We start from the raw sequence: 16,796 nt of genomic DNA on the forward strand, positions 1-16,796 counted from the left end.
GCGGCATGGACGCCCCGGTAGCTTCGTCGGAATGCGGATCGACGACGACCACGAGAGGCCGACTCCCCCGGGGATCGGCCTCTCCGCGCGTCTGGCGCGCCTGTCCATCGGCGGCGTCGGCCGGCTGGTCTACCGGCCGATCGTGGAGGGGCGCGACAACGTCCCGGCCGAGGGACGCGTGATCCTGGCGGCCAACCACCTCTCGTTCATCGACTCCCCGGTGCTGACGCTGCTCGCCCCGCGGCCGGTGCAGTTCCTGGCCAAGTCGGACTACTTCACGGGGACCGGCGTGCGGGGCGCCCTCTCGCGCGCGTTCTTCACGAGCGTCGGAGCCGTCGCGGTCGAGCGCGGCGCCGGCCAGGCCGCTCAGGAGGCGCTGGACCTCGGCCGGGCGATCCTCGAGCGGGACGAGGCGTTCGCCGTCTACCCCGAGGGCACCCGCTCCCGCGATGGGCGCCTCTACAAGGGCCGCACCGGAGTGGCATGGCTCGCCCTCACCACGGGCGCGCCGGTGGTCCCCGTCGGCATGATCGGCACGCAGGAGCTCCAGCCGGTGGGCACGAGGGTGCCGCGCCTGCACCGGATCACGGTCCGCTTCGGGGCTCCGCTGGACCTCTCGCGGCACGGCTCCGCCGACTCCGGCCGCGCCCGACGCCACGCCACCGACGAGGTGATGGCGGCCGTCCACGCGCTCTCCGGGCAGGAGCTCGCCGGTGCGTACAACGAGTCGCCGCCGACGACCACGGTCGAGCGCATCCGCCGGGCGCTCCCGCACGAGCGCCGCTGAGCCTCAGCGCGCGGACGCCTCCGGCTCGTGGGCGACGGGGAAGTTCACCGAGTTGGCGATGAAGCAGAGCCGGGAGGCCTCGGCGTGCAGCGTCTGGGCGATCGCCACCATCGACTCCTCGGCGACAGTGACGCGCGGCCGGAGGGTCACCGAGGTGAAGCGGCCGCTCTCCCCCTCCTGCAGCATCGAGCCCACCGCGTCGTCCGTGTAGCCGGTGACGACGACTCCGTTCTTGACCGCCACGTGCAGGTAGGAGAGGAGGTGGCACTGCGCGAGCGCCGCGAGGAGCAGCTGCTCCGGGTTCCAGCGGTCGGCGTCGCCCCGGAAGGGCGTGTCGGCCGAGGCGAGGATGGGCGCCGGGCCCTCCGCCGTGACGGTCAGCTGGCGCCCGTACTCGCGGTAGCCGCTCGTGCCGGTGCCCCGGTCGCCCTCCCAGACGACGGACACCGCGTACTCGTGCTCGGACTTCATCGGGCTCCTCCTCGACGGCGGTGGATCAGGCCGGTCGCGCCGGTCTGGACCTCTGGACGCGGAACCCCCGCGGGTAGACTCCGAGGACCATGACAGACACGCTCGCCCCCCAGGTTCCCACGTCCGCAGTCCCCCAGGAGCGGCGCGTCGCGACCGAGATCCCCGGGCCGCGATCCCGGGCCCTGCACGAGCGCCGCCTCGCCGTCGTGCCCACCGGCGTCGGCACCGCGCTCCCCGTCTACATCGACCGCGCGCACGGCGCGATCCTGGTCGACGTCGACGGCAACAGCTTCATCGACCTCGGAGCCGGCATCGGCGTCACGACGATCGGGCACACCGACGACTCCGTCGTCGCGGCCGCCGCGGAGCAGCTCGCGCGCCTCACGCACACCCTCTTCACCGTCACTCCGTACGAGCCCTACATCCGCGTCGCGGAGCTGCTGGCCCAGCACACCCCCGGCGACTTCGCCAAGAAGACCGTCCTGGTCAACTCCGGTGCCGAGGCGGTCGAGAACGCCGTCAAGATCGCGCGCAAGCACACCGGCCGCCCCGGCGTCGCGGTGCTCGACCACGCGTACCACGGACGCACGAACCTCACGATGGCCATGAACTTCAAGGCGCTGCCCTACGGCCTGGGCTTCGGACCCTTCGCCAGCGACGTCCACCGTGCGCCGAGCTCGTACCCGTACCACGACGGCCTGTCGGGAGCCGAGGCCGCCCAGCGCGCGATCTCGTACCTCGAGAAGACCGTCGGCGCGTCCGCCCTGGCCTGCCTCGTCGCCGAGCCCATCCAGGGCGAGGGCGGCTTCATGGTCCCCGCCGACGGCTTCCTCCCGGCACTGCAGGAGTGGTGCACGGCCAACGGCATCGTCTTCGTCGCCGACGAGATCCAGTCGGGCATGGCCCGCACCGGCGCCTGGTTCGCCAGCGAGCACCTCGGCCTCGTCCCCGACCTCGTCCTCTCGGCCAAGGGCATCGCCGGCGGCCTGCCGCTCGCGGGCGTGACGGGCCGCGCCGAGATCATGGACTCGGCGCAGGCCGGCGGACTGGGCGGCACCTTCGGCGGGAACCCCGTCGCCGCCGCCGCCGCCGTCGCGGTCTTCGAGCGCATCGAGCGCGAGGGCCTCCTCGCCGAGGCCGACCGGATCGGCGCACGCCTGGGCGCGGCGCTGCGAGGCCTGCAGGAGCGCTACGACATCATCGGCGACGTCCGCGGCATCGGCGCGATGATGGCGATGGAGCTCGTGCAGCCCGGCACCGCCGGCACCACGAAGGAGCCGAACGCCGTCGCGGTCCAGGCGATCATCGACTACGCCGCCCAGCACGGGGTCCTCGTGCTGAGCGCCGGCACCTACGGCAACGTGGTCCGCTTCCTGCCGAGCCTCGCCCTCACCGACGAGCTGCTCGACGACGCCGTGTCGGTCATCGCTGACGCGTTCGCCACCCTCTAAGCGCGATCCTCCGAAGGCCACCGCGGGCGCCGAGGCGCTCCCCGGTGGCCTTCGGCGTCTCCGGGAGCGCGGGACCGGTCGGCGCATCGGGCAGGATGGGGGGATGCCAGCAGGAACCTTCACCGTCGCCGAGTCCGTCGAGCTGGCCGTCGTCGAGCGATCCGGGTTCGTCGAGTCGCGCCACGCCGGCTCCGCCGTCCTCCTCGACTCCGAGGGCCGCGTCGCCCGCAGCCTCGGCACCCCGACGGCTCCCGTCTTCCCCCGCTCCTGCCTCAAGCCGTTCCAGGCCCTCGCGGTGATGACCGCCGGAGTCGAGCTGAACGGCGCGGAGGCGGTCATCGCCACCGCGAGCCACGCCGGCATCCCCCAGCACGTGGCGCTGGTGCAGAACCTGCTCTTCCGCGCCGGCCTGGACCACACCGCCCTGCAGTGCCCGGCCGACTGGCCCGGCGACTCCGGGACCCGCGCTCAGCTGCTGCGGGCGGGCGCGACTCCGGACCCGCTCTACATGAACTGCTCGGGCAAGCACGCGGCGATGCTGCTGGCCTGCGTGCAGAACGGCTGGAGCACCGAGGACTACCTCGAGCGGACGCACCCGCTGCAGCAGCACATCGTCGACACGATCGAGCGCCTCACCGGCGAGCGCGTCGTGGCCTCGGGGATCGACGGCTGCGGAGCTCCCGTGCACGCCCTTCCTCTGACCGCGCTGGCGAAGGGCGTCTCGCGGATCGTGTCCTCCTCCCCCGCCTCACCGTTCGGCCTCTACCGCCAGGCCGGCGTCCTCACGGCCGCGATCCTCGAGAACGCGTGGGCGATCGACGGCCCGGGCCGGGACAACACCGTCGTGATCGAGCGCCTGGGCCTGGTCGCCAAGCTCGGCGCCGAGGGCGTGCTCGTGATGGCCTCGCCCGACGGCACCACCGTCGCCCTGAAGATCCTCGACGGGAGCCTCCGCGCCGCGACAGTGGTCGCGCTGAAGCTCCTGGTCGAGGCGGACGCGGTGGACCGGACCGCGGCGAACGACGTGCTGGTGCGGCTGAACCCGGTCGTGTCGGGCGGCGGCCGCCCGGTCGGCGCGATCCGTGCCTCCTACGTCTGACCGCACCTCCCGGCACGCCCTGAGCTACTGCTCGCGCGCGAGGCGCTTCGCCCGGGCCGCCGCGGAGACCTGCGTGATCACCACCACGAGGATCGCCAGGACGAACACCGCCGACGCGATGACGTTCGCCTCCGCCGGGATGCCGCGCGCCGCCGCGATGTAGATGTACTTCGGGAACGTGGTGACCGATCCGGAGTTGAAGTTCGTGATGATGAAGTCGTCGAAGCTCAGCGCGAACGAGAGCAGCGCCGCGGCGAGGATGCCGGGCAGCAGCAGCGGGAAGGTGATCCGCCAGAAGACCTGGTTCGGCGACGCGTAGAGGTCGCGTCCCGCCTCTTCCAGCTTCGGGTCCAGGCTCGCCACCCGCGCCTTCACGGTGACCACGACGAAGCTGATGCAGAACATCGTGTGCGCCAGCACGATCGTGACCAGCCCCTTCTCGGCGCCCACGCTGAGGAACTGGGCGGCGAGGCCGGCTCCGAGCACCACCTCCGGAGTCGCCATGGGGAGGAACAGCAGCAGGCTGATCGCCGACCGGAACCGGAAGCGGAACCGCACGAGCGCGATCGCGATCATGGTGCCGAGCGCAGTGGCCAGCACGGTGGCGATCACACCGACCAGCAGGCTGTTCCCGAAGGCGGTCATCACCTCTTCACTGGTCCAGGCCGACACCCACTTGTCGAGGGTGAAACCGCGCCAGGCGAGGTTGCTCTTCCCCGAGTCGTTGAAGGAGAAGACGAAGGTGTACCCGATCGGGATGAGCAGGAAGAGCAGCGCCAGCGCCGTGTAGACGCCGAGCCCGAGGCCGCGGAAGCGGCGGCGGCCCCGGACCGGGGCGGGGGGCGGCGCGCCGAGCGCCTCCTGGGCGCTCGCGAGCGGACGGTCGGCCGTCGCGGTCACAGGAGGTCCTCCGTTCCACTGCGCTTCACGTAGAAGCCGACGATGACCAGGATCACGGCCATCAGCACGATCGAGAGCGCGGCGGCCGCCGGGTAGTTCTCGAGCGTGAGGAAGTTCGCCTCGATCGCGTTGCCCACCATCGAGGTCTGCGACGAGCCGAGGAAGTCCCGGCTCGCGTTGATGTAGTCGCCCGCCGCGGGGATGAACGTCAGCAGCGTGCCCGAGACGATGCCCGGCATCGACAGGGGGACCGTCACGCTCCAGAACACGGAGGCGGGGTGCGCGTAGAGATCCGACCCCGCCTCCAGGAAGCGCACGTCGAGGCGCTCGAGCGTCGTGTACAGCGGCAGCGTCATGAACGGGATGAAGTTGTAGGTGATGCCGAAGATCACGGCGATCGGCGTCCCCGTGAGGTGGCCGTCGCTCGGCAGGACCGCCACGGCCTTGAGCGCCTGCACGAGCGGGCTCTCGTCCGCGAGGATCTGCTTCCACGCCAGCGTCCGGAGCAGGAAGCTGATGAAGAAGGGCGCGATCACCAGCGTGAGGAGCAGGTTCTGCAGCAGCGGCCAGGGCCGCGCCTTCACTCCGATGAAGTAGGCCAGCGGGTAGCTGATCACCAGCGCGAGCACCGTCGCGATCAGCGCGTAGCCGAAGGAGCGGAGCACGTGCGGCCAGTAGTCGCCCATCACCACGAGGTAGTTCTGCCAGGCGAACCCGGGGGCGTACTCGCCGATGTCCCCGTCCGGCACCTCGGCCTGGAACGAGGTGAGCACGAGCGAGATCAGCGGTGCCAGGAAGAACAGCAGCATGTAGGCGATGCCCGGCAGCAGCAGGACCAGCGCGATCGTCGACCGCCGGCGGACCGGAGCGTCCTGAGGATCCGCCTGCCCCGTGGCGAAGGCGGCGAAGGCCATGCCTACGCTCCCCCGCTGCGACCGGCCAGGAGCCCCCGGCGCTGCACGGCGATGGCGCTGGTGGAGTCGTCCGCCTCGAAGCGCGGGACCGAGCCCGGTTCGTCCGCGAGTCCGAAGCCGTGCTCGGTGCTGAAGCCGACCCACACCTCCGCTCCCTCGCCGACGACCGGCCCGAAGACCATGTTCTGCGCGAAGACGACCACCGGGCCCAGGCCCGGCATCCGGATCGTGTACTGGGTGCTGACCCCGCTGAAGGAGACGTCGACCACGCGACCGGGCCCGAGCACGTTCCGGCCGGAGTCCGCCGGCGGCTCCTGCGTCAGCAGCAGGAGCTTCTCGGGGCGGACGCCGACCGTGATCTCCCCGCTCGTGCGGGCGCAGCGGGCGACAGGCACGACGATCCGGTGCCCGCCCGCGTCGACGGTGAGTGCGCGGTCGGTGCTGCCGACCACCTCACCCGTGAAGAGGTTGGACTGGCCGAGGAAGTTCGCGACGAACGCGGTGCGCGGGAGCTCGTAGAGCTCCTCCGGCGCGCCCATCTGCTCGATCCTGCCCTTGTTCATCACCGCGACGGTGTCGGCCATCGTCATGGCCTCCTCCTGGTCGTGCGTGACGTGGAGGAAGGTGAGGCCCACCTCCTCCTGGATCGACTTGAGCTCCAGCTGCATCTGCCGGCGGAGCTTGAGGTCGAGGGCGCCGAGCGGCTCGTCGAGCAGGAGCAGGGCGGGCCGGTTGACGAGGGCGCGCGCGAGGGCGACCCGCTGCTGCTGACCACCGGAGAGCTGCGCGGGGCGGCGCTGGGCGAGGTGGTCGAGCTCGACCAGGCGGAGCGCCTCGTGCGCCTTGCCGACGGGGTCGGCGATCCTCCGCCGCTTCAGGCCGAAGGCGACGTTCTCGAGGATCGACATGTGCGGGAACAGCGCGTACGACTGGAACACGGTGTTGACGGGCCGCTGGTACGTCTTCGTCTCGGTGACGTCCCGCCCGCCGATGAGGATCCGGCCGGCGGAGGGCTCCTCGAGCCCGGCGACCAGGCGCAGCGTCGTCGTCTTGCCGCAGCCCGAGGGGCCCAGCAGGGCGAAGAAGGAGCCCGCCGGGATGGTGAGGTCCAGGGAGTCGATGGCCGTGAAGCCCGGGTACTGCTTGCTGATCCCGACCAGCTGGAGGTCGGCGCCGCTCTCGGCGAAGGTCCCGATCGCCATCAGATGCCCAGGAGCACCTTCTGGAACTCGGCCTGGTACTCCTTCTCCTCCGCGGCGGTCAGGGTCCGGAACACGTGCGCCTGCGCGAGCGTGTCCTCGTCGGGGAAGATCAGCTGGTTCTCGGCCAGCTCCGGATCGATGCTCTCCATGACGTCCTTCGCTCCATCCACGGGGGTGATGTAGTTGACCCAGGCGGCCACCTCGGCGGCGACCTCGGGCTCGTAGTAGTAATTCATCAGGGCTTCGGCGTTGGCCTTGCGCTCGGAGCCCATCGGGACCACGAAGGTGTCGTTCCAGAGTGCGCCGCCCGAGTCGGGGAAGGCGAACTCCCACTTGTCGCCGGCCTCGGCGTTGATCAGGGTGATGTCGCCGGACCAGCAGATCGCTGCGAGGGTGTCCTCGTTCTGCAGGTCGTTGAGGTACGCGTTCCCCTTGATGTTGCGGATCTGTCCGGCGTCGACCTGCTCGCGGAAGACGTCGATCGCGTTCATGTACTCGTCGTCGCCCCAGGAGCCGGCGATGTCCGTCCCCTGAGCGAGCATGATGAGCCCGATCGTGTCGCGCATCTCGCTCAGCACGCCGACGCGGCCGCGGAGCGACGGATCCCACAGATCCTCGATGCTCGAGAGGCCCTTCGGCAGCTTCTCCCTGTTCCAGCAGATGCCCGAGAACCCCGCCTGGTACGGGAGGGAGAGCCGGCGGCCCGGATCGAAGTCGGGGTTCGCCAGCGAGGGGGTGAGGTTGGCGATGTTCGGGATGTTCGCGTGGTCGAGCTCCTGCACGTAGCCGCGGCGCACCAGGCGCGAGACCATCCACTCCGTCAGGCAGACCGTGTCGGCGCCGATGTACTGCCCGAGCGCGAGCTGATCCTTCACCTTGCCGTAGTACGAGTTGTTGTCGTCGACGGCGACGTTGTAGGTCACCGCGATGCCCGTCTGCTCCTCGAAGCCCTGGAGCGTGGGGTGGTTCCCGTCGTCGTCCTCGTCCATGTAGGCGGGCCAGTTGTCCCACACCAGGCGCGGGTCGCCGGCCGATCCGTCGGCGGCGGCGGTCGGAGCGGCACGGGTCTGCGGGGCGCAGGCGGCCAGGGCGAGGGCACCCGCTCCGAGGCCGATCCCGCCGAGGACCGCCCGACGCGAGAGGACCGCCCGGCGCTCGCGCTCGTGCGAGCGTGCCGCGGCGACGGCCCGGCGGAGGACGGGATCCCTCGGGAGGGGACGGGTCATGGCGGGGGCTCCTGACTGCGTCGGGGCTCGTGCCTCGGGGGCCGAACGTGGGGAAATACTGGCACAGCGCTCATCCGCCTGTCACGGCGAACGGAGGAGAACGCTCATCCGGAAACATGATCGTCACGAATTCCGCACCCGGAGGCCGTGTCGACCGCCGATTCGGTCCCCGGAGGCCGTGCCGTCAGCGGGTGAGGGGCGGGCGTCCCGAGCCGCCGGCGGACCCGTCGACGCGCTCGACCGCCATCTCGACCGAGGAGAGCAGGATCCGGCTGCCGAGCTTCGCGCGGTAGCGGCGGCCGGCCTCGAGCGGGAGCGGCGCCTGGGTCGGTGCGACCAGCACGGACCCGTTGGCCGACCAGCGGTCCCTGACCCAGAGCCCGCCCTCGTCGAAGCCGAACTCGAGGTGGGTCTTGGAGAGGGATCGCGACGGATCCGGGATCGCGAGGATGTGCCGGAACGTCTCGTTGGGGTCCGGGAGCGGCTGGCGTCCGATCAGGCCGTTGCCGGTCACGATCGCGTGCTGCCCGGTCGCGAAGCTGAGGCGCACGAGCCCCTGCGAGGGCGGCGCCATCGGTGCGCCGGGGGCGGGACGCCGGTGCCGGCCGGGGGCCAGGCCCGGCAGCCAGGCACGGCGGGACGGGTCGAGGACCGTCGTGTCGCCGGAGGACGAGGGGCGGGACGCACCCGTCGTGGCATGCGCCGCCACCGACGAACCGCACTCGCCGCAGAGGATCGCCCCGGGAGCGAGGTTGGAGCCACACGTGCTGCAGATCACCGAGAACGCCCTTCCGCTCACCATCGTACCCAGCGCCGGCGCGGGGAGCCCCGAGCCGGCCGAACCCGACGCGAACCGGCAGGCGCAGGACCGTCGTACGGCCGTTCGGCGCGTGCGGGCGGTCCGGCGGCACCGCCACCGCGGCCGTCCCGTGCCGGAGCGCTGCTCGTCAGACCGGTGCGCCGGCCTCCTCGTCGCCGGTGACCGCGAGGACGTCGACGACGATCACGGTGACGTTGTCGCGCCCGCCGTTGTCCAGTGCGGCGTCGACCAGGGCGTCGGCCGCCTCCTGAGCGGAGCCGGTGCCGGTGAGCAGGTGGCCGACGCCGGCATCGGTCAGCTCCTTCGTGAGTCCGTCCGAGCAGATCAGCAGACGCGATCCGGCGAGGACGGGCACGAGCCGGTAGTCGGGGACGGGCGCCTCGTGGAAGCCGACCGCGCGAGTGATCACGTTGCTGTGCGGATGCACGTCGGCCTCGTCGCGGGAGATCAGGCCCGCGTCGACCAGCTCCTGGACGATGGAGTGGTCCACGGTGAGCTGCACGAGGGTCCCGGCGACGCTCAGGTACACGCGCGAGTCGCCGATGTTGAAGACGGACCAGTAGGGCTCTCCCCCGACCACCGTGAGCGCGATCCCGGTGACCGTGGTCCCGGTGCCGACGTCGGCCGTGTGCGACTGCCGGGCGATGTCCCCGACCGCCTCCCGAAGCGCCCGGTCGATCTCCTCCGCTCCGACGGTCGCGCCGAGCGCCGCGGTGGACAGGCGCGACACGACCGCGTCGCTGGCGACCTCTCCTGCCGCGTGCCCGCCCATCCCGTCGGCGACAGCGAAGAGCGGGCTCTTGGCGAGGTAGCTGTCCTCGTTCGCGCTGCGCACGTGGCCGGTCTCGGTGCGCGCGGCCCACCCGAGGGTGACTTCGGCCGAGGGCGCGTCGGAGCTCCAGGCGGAGACGGGGACGGTGACGGACGCGCGGCTGCGGCCGATCTGCGTCATCGCTGCTCCTCGCATCCCCGTGGCCCGCGGCCGTCCGGTCCGTCGGCCCGTGACCGCCGGCTCCAGGGGTGCCCTGCCGCCCCCCGATGGTAGTCGCTGACGGCCCTCCGCCGAGCCGGCCGCCATCGCTGTCGCCCGATGTCCGTCGCGCAGACGGGTCGACGCTCCGACCACCGGATCCGATGCCGGAGCGAGCTCCGACGTGCGGATCCACTTGCCCGGGCACTCGTGGACTGCCAGAATCGCCGCATGGCCCCGACTCGCCCACCCTCTCAGCGTCCTGTCCAGCTCGACGAGGTGTCGAAGGCGATCATCGAGCAGCTGCAGGCCGACGGTCGGCGCTCGTACGCCGAGATCGGCAAGGCCGTGGGCCTGAGCGAGGCGGCCGTCCGGCAGCGGGTGCAGAAGCTCACCGAGTCGGGCGTCATGCAGATCGTCGCGGTGACGGATCCGATGCAGCTCGGCTTCTACCGCCAGGCGATGATCGGTGTGCGCGTCACCGGCGACACCCGCGACGTCGCGGACCGGCTCGCCTCCATCCCCGCCGTCGACTACGTCGTGCTGACGGCCGGCTCCTTCGACATCCTCGCCGAGGTCGTGTGCGAGAACGATGACGATCTGATCGCCCTGCTCAACCAGGAGATCCGGTCGCTTCCCGGCGTGCTCTCGACCGAGACCTTCGTCTATCTGAAGCTCCACAAGCAGTTCTACAACTGGGGAACGCGGTAAAAGATGACCACCGAGACAGCCTTCTCGACCTCCGGTCTCGAGTCGGGCGATCCCGTCCGCGGGACCGACGCGCCAGGGGGGATCGACGACGCCTCCCTGCAGAAGAAGGCGAAGGACCACCTCTGGATGCACTTCACCCGTCAGTCGACGATGGACTCCGGCGCAGGCGTGCCGATCATCACTCGCGGCGAGGGACACCACATCTGGGACAGCACCGGGCGCAAGTACTTCGACGGCCTGTCCGGCCTCTTCGTCGTCAATGCGGGACACGGGCGGCGCCGACTGGCGGAGGCCGCGGCGAAGCAGGCGTCCGAGCTCTCCTTCTTCCCGCTCTGGTCCTACGCGACCCCCTCGGCGATCGAGCTGGCCGACCGGCTCGCCGACCACGCGCCGGGCGACCTCAACCGGGTCTTCTTCTCGACCGGCGGCGGCGAGGCGGTGGAGACGGCTTTCAAGCTCGCCAAGCACTACTGGAAGCTGCAGGGCAAGCCGGGCAAGCACAAGGTCGTCTCGCGCTCGGTCGCGTATCACGGCACTCCCCAGGGAGCGCTCGCGATCACGGGCATCCCCGGGATGAAGTCGATGTTCGAGCCGCTGGTGCCGGGCGGCTTCCGCGTCCCCAACACCAACTTCTACCGGGCTCCCGAGCACGGCGACGACCTGGAGGCGTTCGGCCTGTGGGCGGCGAACCGCATTGAGGAGATGATCGAGTTCGAGGGGCCGGACACGGTGGCCGCCGTGTTCCTGGAGCCCGTGCAGAACTCGGGCGGCTGCTTCCCGCCCCCTCGCGGGTACTTCCAGAGGGTCCGCGAGATCTGCGACAAGCACGACGTGCTGCTGGTGTCCGATGAGGTGATCTGCGCGTTCGGCCGCATCGGGCACATGTTCGCCTGCGACGAGTACGGCTACGTGCCGGACATGATCACCTGCGCGAAGGGGATGACCAGCGGCTACTCCCCCATCGGCGCGACGATCGTCAGCGATCGGATCTACGAGCCCTTCCGCCACGGTCAGGTCGTCTTCCCGCACGGCTACACCTTCGGCGGCCACCCCGTCTCGGCCGCGGTCGCGCTCGAGAACCTCGACATCTTCGAGGAGGAGGGCCTGAACGAGCGCGTGCGCGAGAACTCGCCCGTCTTCCGGTCCACGCTCGAGAAGCTGCTCGACCTGCCGATCGTCGGCGACGTCCGGGGCGACGGCTACTTCTTCGGCATCGAGCTGGTGAAGGACAAGGCGACGAAGGAGACGTTCGACGGGGACGAGTCGGAGCGGCTGCTGCGCGGATTCCTCTCGAAGGGGCTCTTCGACGCGGGGCTGTACTGCCGGGCGGACGACCGCGGCGATCCCGTCGTCCAGCTCGCGCCGCCGCTCACCATCGGCCCGCGCGAGTTCGACGAGATCGAGCAGATCCTCCGGAGCGTTCTCACCGAGGCCTGGTCGCGGCTCTAGCGCCCTCACGCGGCGCGCTCCCGCCGATCGGCGGCGAGTGCGGCCGCGACTCGGCGCGCACCTGCGTGGTGCGGATCGAGAGCGACGGCCTCGTCGGCGAGCCGTCCGGCCTCGTCGGCACGGCCCTCACCGGCCAGGATCCGGGCGAGGAGGACGAGCACTCCGGCTCGCTCACTCGCGGGTGCGACGACGGCGGCACGGCGGAGCAGCGGAGCGAGCGCTTCCGCAGCGCCGGGGTCACCGCTCCGCGCCGACCGCAGCACGCGGTCCGCACCGCGGCTGCGCTGCACGGCCACGACGAGCGCAGCCAGGCCCGCAGGCCGGACCTCGGGATCGGGACCGGTGAGAGCTCGCCGGACGAGGTCGTCGACGCCGTGCAACAGCACGTCGGGCAGTTCGGCCCGCGGGTGGCGGTCGAGGAGACGGTCGACCGCGGCGGCCACCGCTCGCGGGTCGTCCCGGTCGCCGGCCTCGAGCCCGTCGTCGCGGCCGGACGACGGGAGCACGGCGACGCGGAGGGCGAGGCCGGGGAGCCGTCGCGCACGCTCCTCGAGGGCGGCGACGAGTCCCTCGCACGACTCCGGACCCGCCTCGCCGGGATGCACCAGCGCGAGTGCTCGCTGCACCCGCCCGAACCGCCCGAGCGCACCGAGGCAGGCCCGCGCAACCAGGGATGGATCCGCCCCCGACAGCTCGAAGCGGAGCGAGCCGCTCGGCGCGCCGGCCCGGAACGGGACGAGCACGAGGCTCGCCTCGGCCGCGCCCCGCCGGGACCCGTGAGCGGCATGGAACAGTGCGGCGTCGTCGGGAGAGGCCGGGACACGCGAGGCGGGAGCGGGGTAGGGGAAGAGCGCTGAGGAGGTCATGCTGCGATCCTGCCGACCACCGCACCCGGCGGGAGCGACGGTCCTCCGGGATCATCGGAAGGATCTCGAGACCGCCGCCTGTGGAGGGAGAGATCCCATCGACACCGAATCGCAGTCGCACGGATGGCGCCCTCCGGCCAGGAATCCCTCCACGGGGACCGATCGGCCGAGTTCTGCACCGGTGTCCGATTCCCGCCGGTCGGTGGGGAGTCCCGCGGATACTCTCGACGCATGAGAACGACTCCCCTTCACGTCCGACGGACGACGAGCCCCCTCGGCCGCATCGAGGTGGGCAGCGACGGCGATGCGATCGTCTCGCTCGCCATCGAGCAGGCCGGTCTGCTCCCGCACGAGCACCTCCCGGAGTCGGACCTCCCGGTACTCCTGCGGGCCGTCGAGCAGCTGGACGAGTACTTCGACGGGACCCGCCGCTCTTTCGATCTGCCGGTCGCTCTGCGCGGCACGCCCTTCCAGCTCGAGATCTGGCAGCGGCTCCAGGCTCTGGGCTTCGGGGAGATCACCTCCTACGGCGCACTGGGCACGGCCGCCGGTCGCCCCCGAGCGGGCCGGCCGATCGGCGGAGCGGTCGGTGCGAACCCGGTGCCGATCATCGTGGGCTGCCACCGCGTCCTCGCGAGCGACGGACGGATCACCGGCTTCAGCGCGGGCGAGGGCGTCGCCACGAAAGCCTGGCTTCTCGATCACGAGGGGATCCCCCACCGATGAGCACGGCCGACGGACTCGTGGAAGGAGAGGACGGCCTGGTCCGCTGCGCCTGGAGCGGCGCGGATCCGGAGTACCGCCGCTACCACGACGAGGAATGGGGCAGCCCGCTGCACGGAGATCGTCTGCTGTTCGAGAAGATCTCCCTCGAGGCGTTCCAGTCCGGCCTCTCCTGGATCACGATCCTCCGCAAGCGGCCGAGGTTCCGCGAGGCCTTCGACGGCTTCGATCCGGCCCGGGTCGCCCGGTACGACGACACCGATGTCGAGCGGCTGATGGAGGACAGCGGCATCATCCGGAACCGCGCGAAGATCATCGCCACCCGGGACAACGCCCGGGCCGTGCTCGCGCTCCTCGAGCAGAGAGGCGAGGGCGCGCTCGACGAGCTCGTGTGGTCCTTCCACGATCCAGACGTCGAGGACCGGGTGGTCCGTGCCGCCGACGTCCCTGCGACGACGCCCGGGTCGACGGCGCTCGCGCGAGCGCTGAAGGCCGCCGGGCTCCGCTTCGTCGGACCGACCACCGCGTACGCGCTGATGCAGTCGGCCGGAGTCGTCGATGACCACCTCACCGGCTGCTGGCGCCGACGCTGACGCCTACGACTCCGGCACGACGAGGTCGAGCTCTCCCGTGTGCCGATTTTCGGCGAGCAGGAACCCGCGCCCGGCCGCCCACGCCGAGAGCTCGCCGAGCGACTCCGTCGCCACCCGGTCCTCCGCCAGCGCCCTGACGAAGCGCCCCTTGCCCTGCTTGTTGAAGTGGTTCAGCGACCGGAGGGCGCCGTCGGCCCCGCGCGAGCGGACGCGGACGAAGAACCGCCCCTCGCCCGCAGGAACCGGTCCGAGCGCCGCGTACGCCTCGCTCCGCAGATCGAGGACAAGCCCGTCGAGCGCGCTCAGCACCCGCCCGGCCTCCGCCGCCCACCAGCGCTTGAGCGGCCTCCCCGGCATACGGGAGTCGTGGGACAGACGGTATGCAGGGATCAGGTCGAGGGCGCGGATCGGCCCCCAGAGCGCGGACTGCACGATCGCCGTCCGACCGAGCACCTCCCGTGCACCGGAATCGAGGCTGCGCGCGTCGAGCGCATCGAAGAGCACCCCGTCGAAGCGGTCGACCGCGGGGAGACCTGCCGCGGTCGCGAGCCCCGCGTTGCGATCGATCTCGCCGAACTGACGCGGACCGAGCTTCAGCGCCCGGGCAGAGAGCTCGCGGTCCCCGGCCAGCGCGATCAGCGCCTCCGCCAGCTCGCGCCGCTTCGGGTGGAGCTCGGGGAAGGCGAGCGACTCGAGCACGAACGGCTCGTCGCCGCCGTCGCGCTTCGTCTCGGACGGTGGCAGCAGGACGTGCACAGGACTCCTTCGGAGAAGAGGGACGGGCGGCACGACGAAGGGGCCGGACGATCGCGATGATCGTCCGGCCCCTCCGTGCCGCGGTGAGCGGCGGTGTACTAGACCAGCGATGCCTGACGGGCGACCACGGTCACCACGTCGTTCTCGACGGACAGGAAGCCGTCGTCGGCCTGCGCGGTGAGACGCGTGCCGTCCAGGGCCGTGACGCGCACCTCGCCGGTGGCGAGGATCGCGAGCATCGGCTCGTGGCCGGCGAGGATGCCGATCTCGCCCTCGACCGTGCGAGCCGTGAGCTGCTTCGCCTCTCCGGACCACACCTCGGCGTTCGCGGACACGACGCTGACCTTCAGGGTCCCGGCCATGATCAGCCGTTCTCCTTCTGGATCTGGGTCCACTTCTCCTCGACGTCCGAGATCGAGCCGACGTTGAAGAACGCCTGCTCGGCCACGTGGTCGAACTCGCCCTTGGTGATCGCGTCGAACGACTCGATCGTGTCCTTCAGCGGGACGGTCGATCCCTCGACACCGGTGAACTTCTTCGCCATGTAGGTGTTCTGCGAGAGGAACTGCTGGATCCGGCGCGCACGCGACACCGTGATCTTGTCCTCCTCCGACAGCTCGTCGACACCGAGGATCGCGATGATCTCCTGCAGCTCCTTGTTCTTCTGCAGGATCTGCTTCACGTTCGTCGCCACGCGGTAGTGGTCGGCGCCCAGGTAGCGGGGGTCGAGGATGCGCGAGGTGGACGTGAGCGGGTCGACGGCCGGGTAGAGGCCCTTCGACGCGATCTCACGGGAGAGCTCGGTGGTCGCGTCGAGGTGGGCGAAGGTGGTCGCCGGCGCCGGGTCGGTGTAGTCGTCGGCGGGGACGTAGATCGCCTGCAGCGAGGTGATCGAGTGTCCGCGCGTCGAGGTGATGCGCTCCTGGAGCACACCCATCTCGTCGGCGAGGTTCGGCTGGTAGCCCACCGCGGAGGGCATGCGGCCCAGCAGGGTCGACACCTCCGAGCCGGCCTGCGTGAAGCGGAAGATGTTGTCGATGAAGAGCAGCACGTCCTGCTTCTGCACATCGCGGAAGTACTCCGCCATGGTCAGGGCCGACAGGGCGACGCGCAGACGCGTTCCCGGCGGCTCGTCCATCTGGCCGAAGACGAGAGCGGTCTTGTCGAAGACGCCCGCCTCCTCCATCTCGGCGATGAGGTCGTTGCCCTCACGGGTGCGCTCGCCGACACCGGCGAACACGGACACTCCACCGTGGTCCTGCGCGACGCGCTGGATCATCTCCTGGATGAGGACGGTCTTGCCGACGCCCGCGCCGCCGAACAGGCCGATCTTGCCGCCCTGCACGTACGGAGTGAGCAGGTCGATGACCTTGATGCCGGTCTCGAACAGCTCGGTCTTGGACTCGAGCTGGTCGAACTGCGGGGGCTTGCGGTGGATCGGCCAGCGCTCGGTGATCTCGAACGACTCTCCGTTGATCTTCCCGTCGGCGTCGGCGTTGAGCACCTCGCCGATCACGTTGAAGACCTTGCCCTTGGTCACGTCGCCGACCGGGACCGAGATCGGCAGGCCGGTGTCGTGGACCTCCTGGCCGCGGACGAGTCCGTCGGTGGGGTTCAGGGAGATGGCCCGGACGAGGTCGTCGCCCAGGTGCTGCGCGACCTCGAAGGTCAGCTTGCTCGAGACGCCCTCGACCTCGACGTGCGTGTAGAGCGCGTTATAGACCTCGGGGATCGCGTCGTGGGGGAACTCGATGTCAACGACGGGGCCGGTGACGCGGGCGATGCGGCCGATGGCCCCGCCCGACGTCCCGGTCGCCGCCTCAGGTGCGGTCAGTGTCATTGCTACTTCCTTCTGTGG

Annotated in this window: 18 protein-coding genes; 7 read left to right on the plus strand and 11 right to left on the minus strand. The window is 71.0% G+C overall.

What is annotated here, in order from left to right; translation table 11 throughout:
* The first annotated feature begins 31 nt into the window (after positions 1–31).
* On the plus strand, positions 32–787 hold the full coding sequence (locus C5C49_RS09890) for a 1-acyl-sn-glycerol-3-phosphate acyltransferase (protein WP_104223042.1): 756 nt from the start codon (positions 32–34) through the stop codon (positions 785–787).
* A gap of 3 nt (positions 788–790) precedes the next feature.
* Here the strand turns inward: C5C49_RS09890 and C5C49_RS09895 are convergent, their stop codons facing one another.
* Complete coding sequence (locus C5C49_RS09895; RefSeq protein ID WP_104223041.1) at positions 791–1,258, minus strand: OsmC family protein; 468 nt, start codon at positions 1,256–1,258, stop codon at positions 791–793.
* Positions 1,259–1,347: 89 nt separating this feature from the next.
* On the opposite strand from C5C49_RS09895, the gene gabT reads away from it, so the two are divergent.
* Both gabT and C5C49_RS09905 read left to right on the plus strand, forming a co-directional pair.
* Positions 1,348–2,709, plus strand: coding sequence for a 4-aminobutyrate--2-oxoglutarate transaminase (gene gabT, locus C5C49_RS09900; protein ID WP_104223040.1), 1,362 nt, complete (start codon positions 1,348–1,350; stop codon positions 2,707–2,709).
* A gap of 103 nt (positions 2,710–2,812) precedes the next feature.
* Complete coding sequence (locus C5C49_RS09905) at positions 2,813–3,808, plus strand: asparaginase (RefSeq protein ID WP_104223039.1); 996 nt, start codon at positions 2,813–2,815, stop codon at positions 3,806–3,808.
* Positions 3,809–3,832: 24 nt separating this feature from the next.
* On the opposite strand, the gene C5C49_RS09910 is transcribed toward C5C49_RS09905, so the two are convergent.
* From C5C49_RS09910 to C5C49_RS09935, 6 genes are all read right to left on the minus strand, one after another.
* Positions 3,833–4,588, minus strand: coding sequence for an ABC transporter permease (locus tag C5C49_RS09910; RefSeq protein WP_258060352.1), 756 nt, complete (start codon positions 4,586–4,588; stop codon positions 3,833–3,835).
* Between the two features lie 116 nt (positions 4,589–4,704).
* A complete protein-coding gene (locus C5C49_RS09915; RefSeq protein WP_104223037.1) occupies positions 4,705–5,622 on the minus strand; it encodes an ABC transporter permease in 918 nt (305 codons plus the stop codon).
* A 2-nt stretch (positions 5,623–5,624) separates the two neighbouring features.
* Positions 5,625–6,824, minus strand: a complete 1,200-nt coding sequence (locus C5C49_RS09920) for an ABC transporter ATP-binding protein (protein WP_104223036.1) — start codon at positions 6,822–6,824, stop codon at positions 5,625–5,627.
* Positions 6,824–8,050 carry a PotD/PotF family extracellular solute-binding protein gene (locus C5C49_RS09925; protein ID WP_104223035.1) on the minus strand — a complete coding sequence of 409 codons (1,227 nt, stop codon included), beginning with the start codon at positions 8,048–8,050 and terminating at the stop codon, positions 6,824–6,826. Before C5C49_RS09925 ends, C5C49_RS09920 begins: the two co-directional genes overlap by 1 nt.
* Positions 8,051–8,234: 184 nt before the next feature.
* Positions 8,235–8,759: a hypothetical protein gene (locus tag C5C49_RS09930; protein WP_104223034.1), complete on the minus strand. Its 525-nt coding sequence runs from the start codon at positions 8,757–8,759 to the stop codon at positions 8,235–8,237.
* A 238-nt stretch (positions 8,760–8,997) separates the two neighbouring features.
* Positions 8,998–9,822, minus strand: a complete 825-nt coding sequence (locus tag C5C49_RS09935) for a PP2C family serine/threonine-protein phosphatase (RefSeq protein WP_104272666.1) — start codon at positions 9,820–9,822, stop codon at positions 8,998–9,000.
* 249 nt (positions 9,823–10,071) lie between these two features.
* Here C5C49_RS09935 and C5C49_RS09940 point away from each other — a divergent pair, with 249 nt between their 5' ends.
* Positions 10,072–10,551, plus strand: a complete 480-nt coding sequence (locus C5C49_RS09940) for an Lrp/AsnC family transcriptional regulator (protein WP_104346070.1) — start codon at positions 10,072–10,074, stop codon at positions 10,549–10,551.
* 3 nt (positions 10,552–10,554) lie between these two features.
* Positions 10,555–12,000 carry an aspartate aminotransferase family protein gene (locus tag C5C49_RS09945; protein ID WP_104346071.1) on the plus strand — a complete coding sequence of 482 codons (1,446 nt, stop codon included), beginning with the start codon at positions 10,555–10,557 and terminating at the stop codon, positions 11,998–12,000.
* 5 nt (positions 12,001–12,005) lie between these two features.
* Here the strand turns inward: C5C49_RS09945 and C5C49_RS09950 are convergent, their stop codons facing one another.
* Positions 12,006–12,866, minus strand: coding sequence for a hypothetical protein (locus tag C5C49_RS09950; RefSeq protein WP_104346072.1), 861 nt, complete (start codon positions 12,864–12,866; stop codon positions 12,006–12,008).
* A gap of 231 nt (positions 12,867–13,097) precedes the next feature.
* Between C5C49_RS09950 and C5C49_RS09955 the strand changes: the two genes are divergently transcribed.
* Together C5C49_RS09955 and C5C49_RS09960 are read left to right on the plus strand one after the other, a co-directional pair.
* The gene (locus C5C49_RS09955; RefSeq protein WP_104223029.1) at positions 13,098–13,592 is read left to right on the plus strand and encodes a methylated-DNA--[protein]-cysteine S-methyltransferase; all 495 of its coding nucleotides are present in this window, start codon (positions 13,098–13,100) and stop codon (positions 13,590–13,592) included.
* Positions 13,589–14,182: a DNA-3-methyladenine glycosylase I gene (locus C5C49_RS09960; RefSeq protein ID WP_104346073.1), complete on the plus strand. Its 594-nt coding sequence runs from the start codon at positions 13,589–13,591 to the stop codon at positions 14,180–14,182. Before C5C49_RS09955 ends, C5C49_RS09960 begins: the two co-directional genes overlap by 4 nt.
* 3 nt (positions 14,183–14,185) lie before the next feature.
* Here C5C49_RS09960 and C5C49_RS09965 read toward each other — a convergent pair whose 3' ends face one another.
* The 3 genes from C5C49_RS09965 to atpD all read right to left on the minus strand — a co-directional run bounded on the left by C5C49_RS09965 (position 14,186) and on the right by atpD (position 16,778).
* Entirely contained in the window at positions 14,186–14,938 is a 753-nt protein-coding gene (locus tag C5C49_RS09965; RefSeq protein WP_104346074.1) for a YaaA family protein, read from the minus strand.
* Positions 14,939–15,036: 98 nt separating this feature from the next.
* Positions 15,037–15,300: a F0F1 ATP synthase subunit epsilon gene (locus C5C49_RS09970; RefSeq protein ID WP_104223026.1), complete on the minus strand. Its 264-nt coding sequence runs from the start codon at positions 15,298–15,300 to the stop codon at positions 15,037–15,039.
* Positions 15,301–15,302: 2 nt separating this feature from the next.
* Positions 15,303–16,778, minus strand: coding sequence for a F0F1 ATP synthase subunit beta (gene atpD / locus C5C49_RS09975; protein ID WP_104223025.1), 1,476 nt, complete (start codon positions 16,776–16,778; stop codon positions 15,303–15,305).
* Between the last annotated feature and the right edge of the window lie 18 nt (positions 16,779–16,796).

This window comes from Rathayibacter sp. AY1E2 (genome assembly GCF_002932325.1).
Lineage (GTDB): Bacteria > Actinomycetota > Actinomycetes > Actinomycetales > Microbacteriaceae > Rathayibacter.

Bases quoted from the DNA above. Each gene is read 5' to 3' on its own strand.
- C5C49_RS09890 (WP_104223042.1), top strand. From the start codon at position 32: ATGCGGATCGACGACGACCACGAGAGGCCGACTCCCCCGGGGATCGGC.
- C5C49_RS09895 (WP_104223041.1), bottom strand. From the start codon at position 1,258: ATGAAGTCCGAGCACGAGTACGCGGTGTCCGTCGTCTGGGAGGGCGAC.
- gabT (WP_104223040.1), top strand. From the start codon at position 1,348: ATGACAGACACGCTCGCCCCCCAGGTTCCCACGTCCGCAGTCCCCCAG.
- C5C49_RS09905 (WP_104223039.1), top strand. From the start codon at position 2,813: ATGCCAGCAGGAACCTTCACCGTCGCCGAGTCCGTCGAGCTGGCCGTC.
- C5C49_RS09915 (WP_104223037.1), bottom strand. From the start codon at position 5,622: ATGGCCTTCGCCGCCTTCGCCACGGGGCAGGCGGATCCTCAGGACGCT.
- C5C49_RS09920 (WP_104223036.1), bottom strand. From the start codon at position 6,824: ATGGCGATCGGGACCTTCGCCGAGAGCGGCGCCGACCTCCAGCTGGTC.
- C5C49_RS09925 (WP_104223035.1), bottom strand. From the start codon at position 8,050: ATGACCCGTCCCCTCCCGAGGGATCCCGTCCTCCGCCGGGCCGTCGCC.
- C5C49_RS09935 (WP_104272666.1), bottom strand. From the start codon at position 9,822: ATGACGCAGATCGGCCGCAGCCGCGCGTCCGTCACCGTCCCCGTCTCC.
- C5C49_RS09940 (WP_104346070.1), top strand. From the start codon at position 10,072: ATGGCCCCGACTCGCCCACCCTCTCAGCGTCCTGTCCAGCTCGACGAG.
- C5C49_RS09945 (WP_104346071.1), top strand. From the start codon at position 10,555: ATGACCACCGAGACAGCCTTCTCGACCTCCGGTCTCGAGTCGGGCGAT.
- C5C49_RS09950 (WP_104346072.1), bottom strand. From the start codon at position 12,866: ATGACCTCCTCAGCGCTCTTCCCCTACCCCGCTCCCGCCTCGCGTGTC.
- C5C49_RS09955 (WP_104223029.1), top strand. From the start codon at position 13,098: ATGAGAACGACTCCCCTTCACGTCCGACGGACGACGAGCCCCCTCGGC.
- C5C49_RS09960 (WP_104346073.1), top strand. From the start codon at position 13,589: ATGAGCACGGCCGACGGACTCGTGGAAGGAGAGGACGGCCTGGTCCGC.
- C5C49_RS09970 (WP_104223026.1), bottom strand. From the start codon at position 15,300: ATGGCCGGGACCCTGAAGGTCAGCGTCGTGTCCGCGAACGCCGAGGTG.
- atpD (WP_104223025.1), bottom strand. From the start codon at position 16,778: ATGACACTGACCGCACCTGAGGCGGCGACCGGGACGTCGGGCGGGGCC.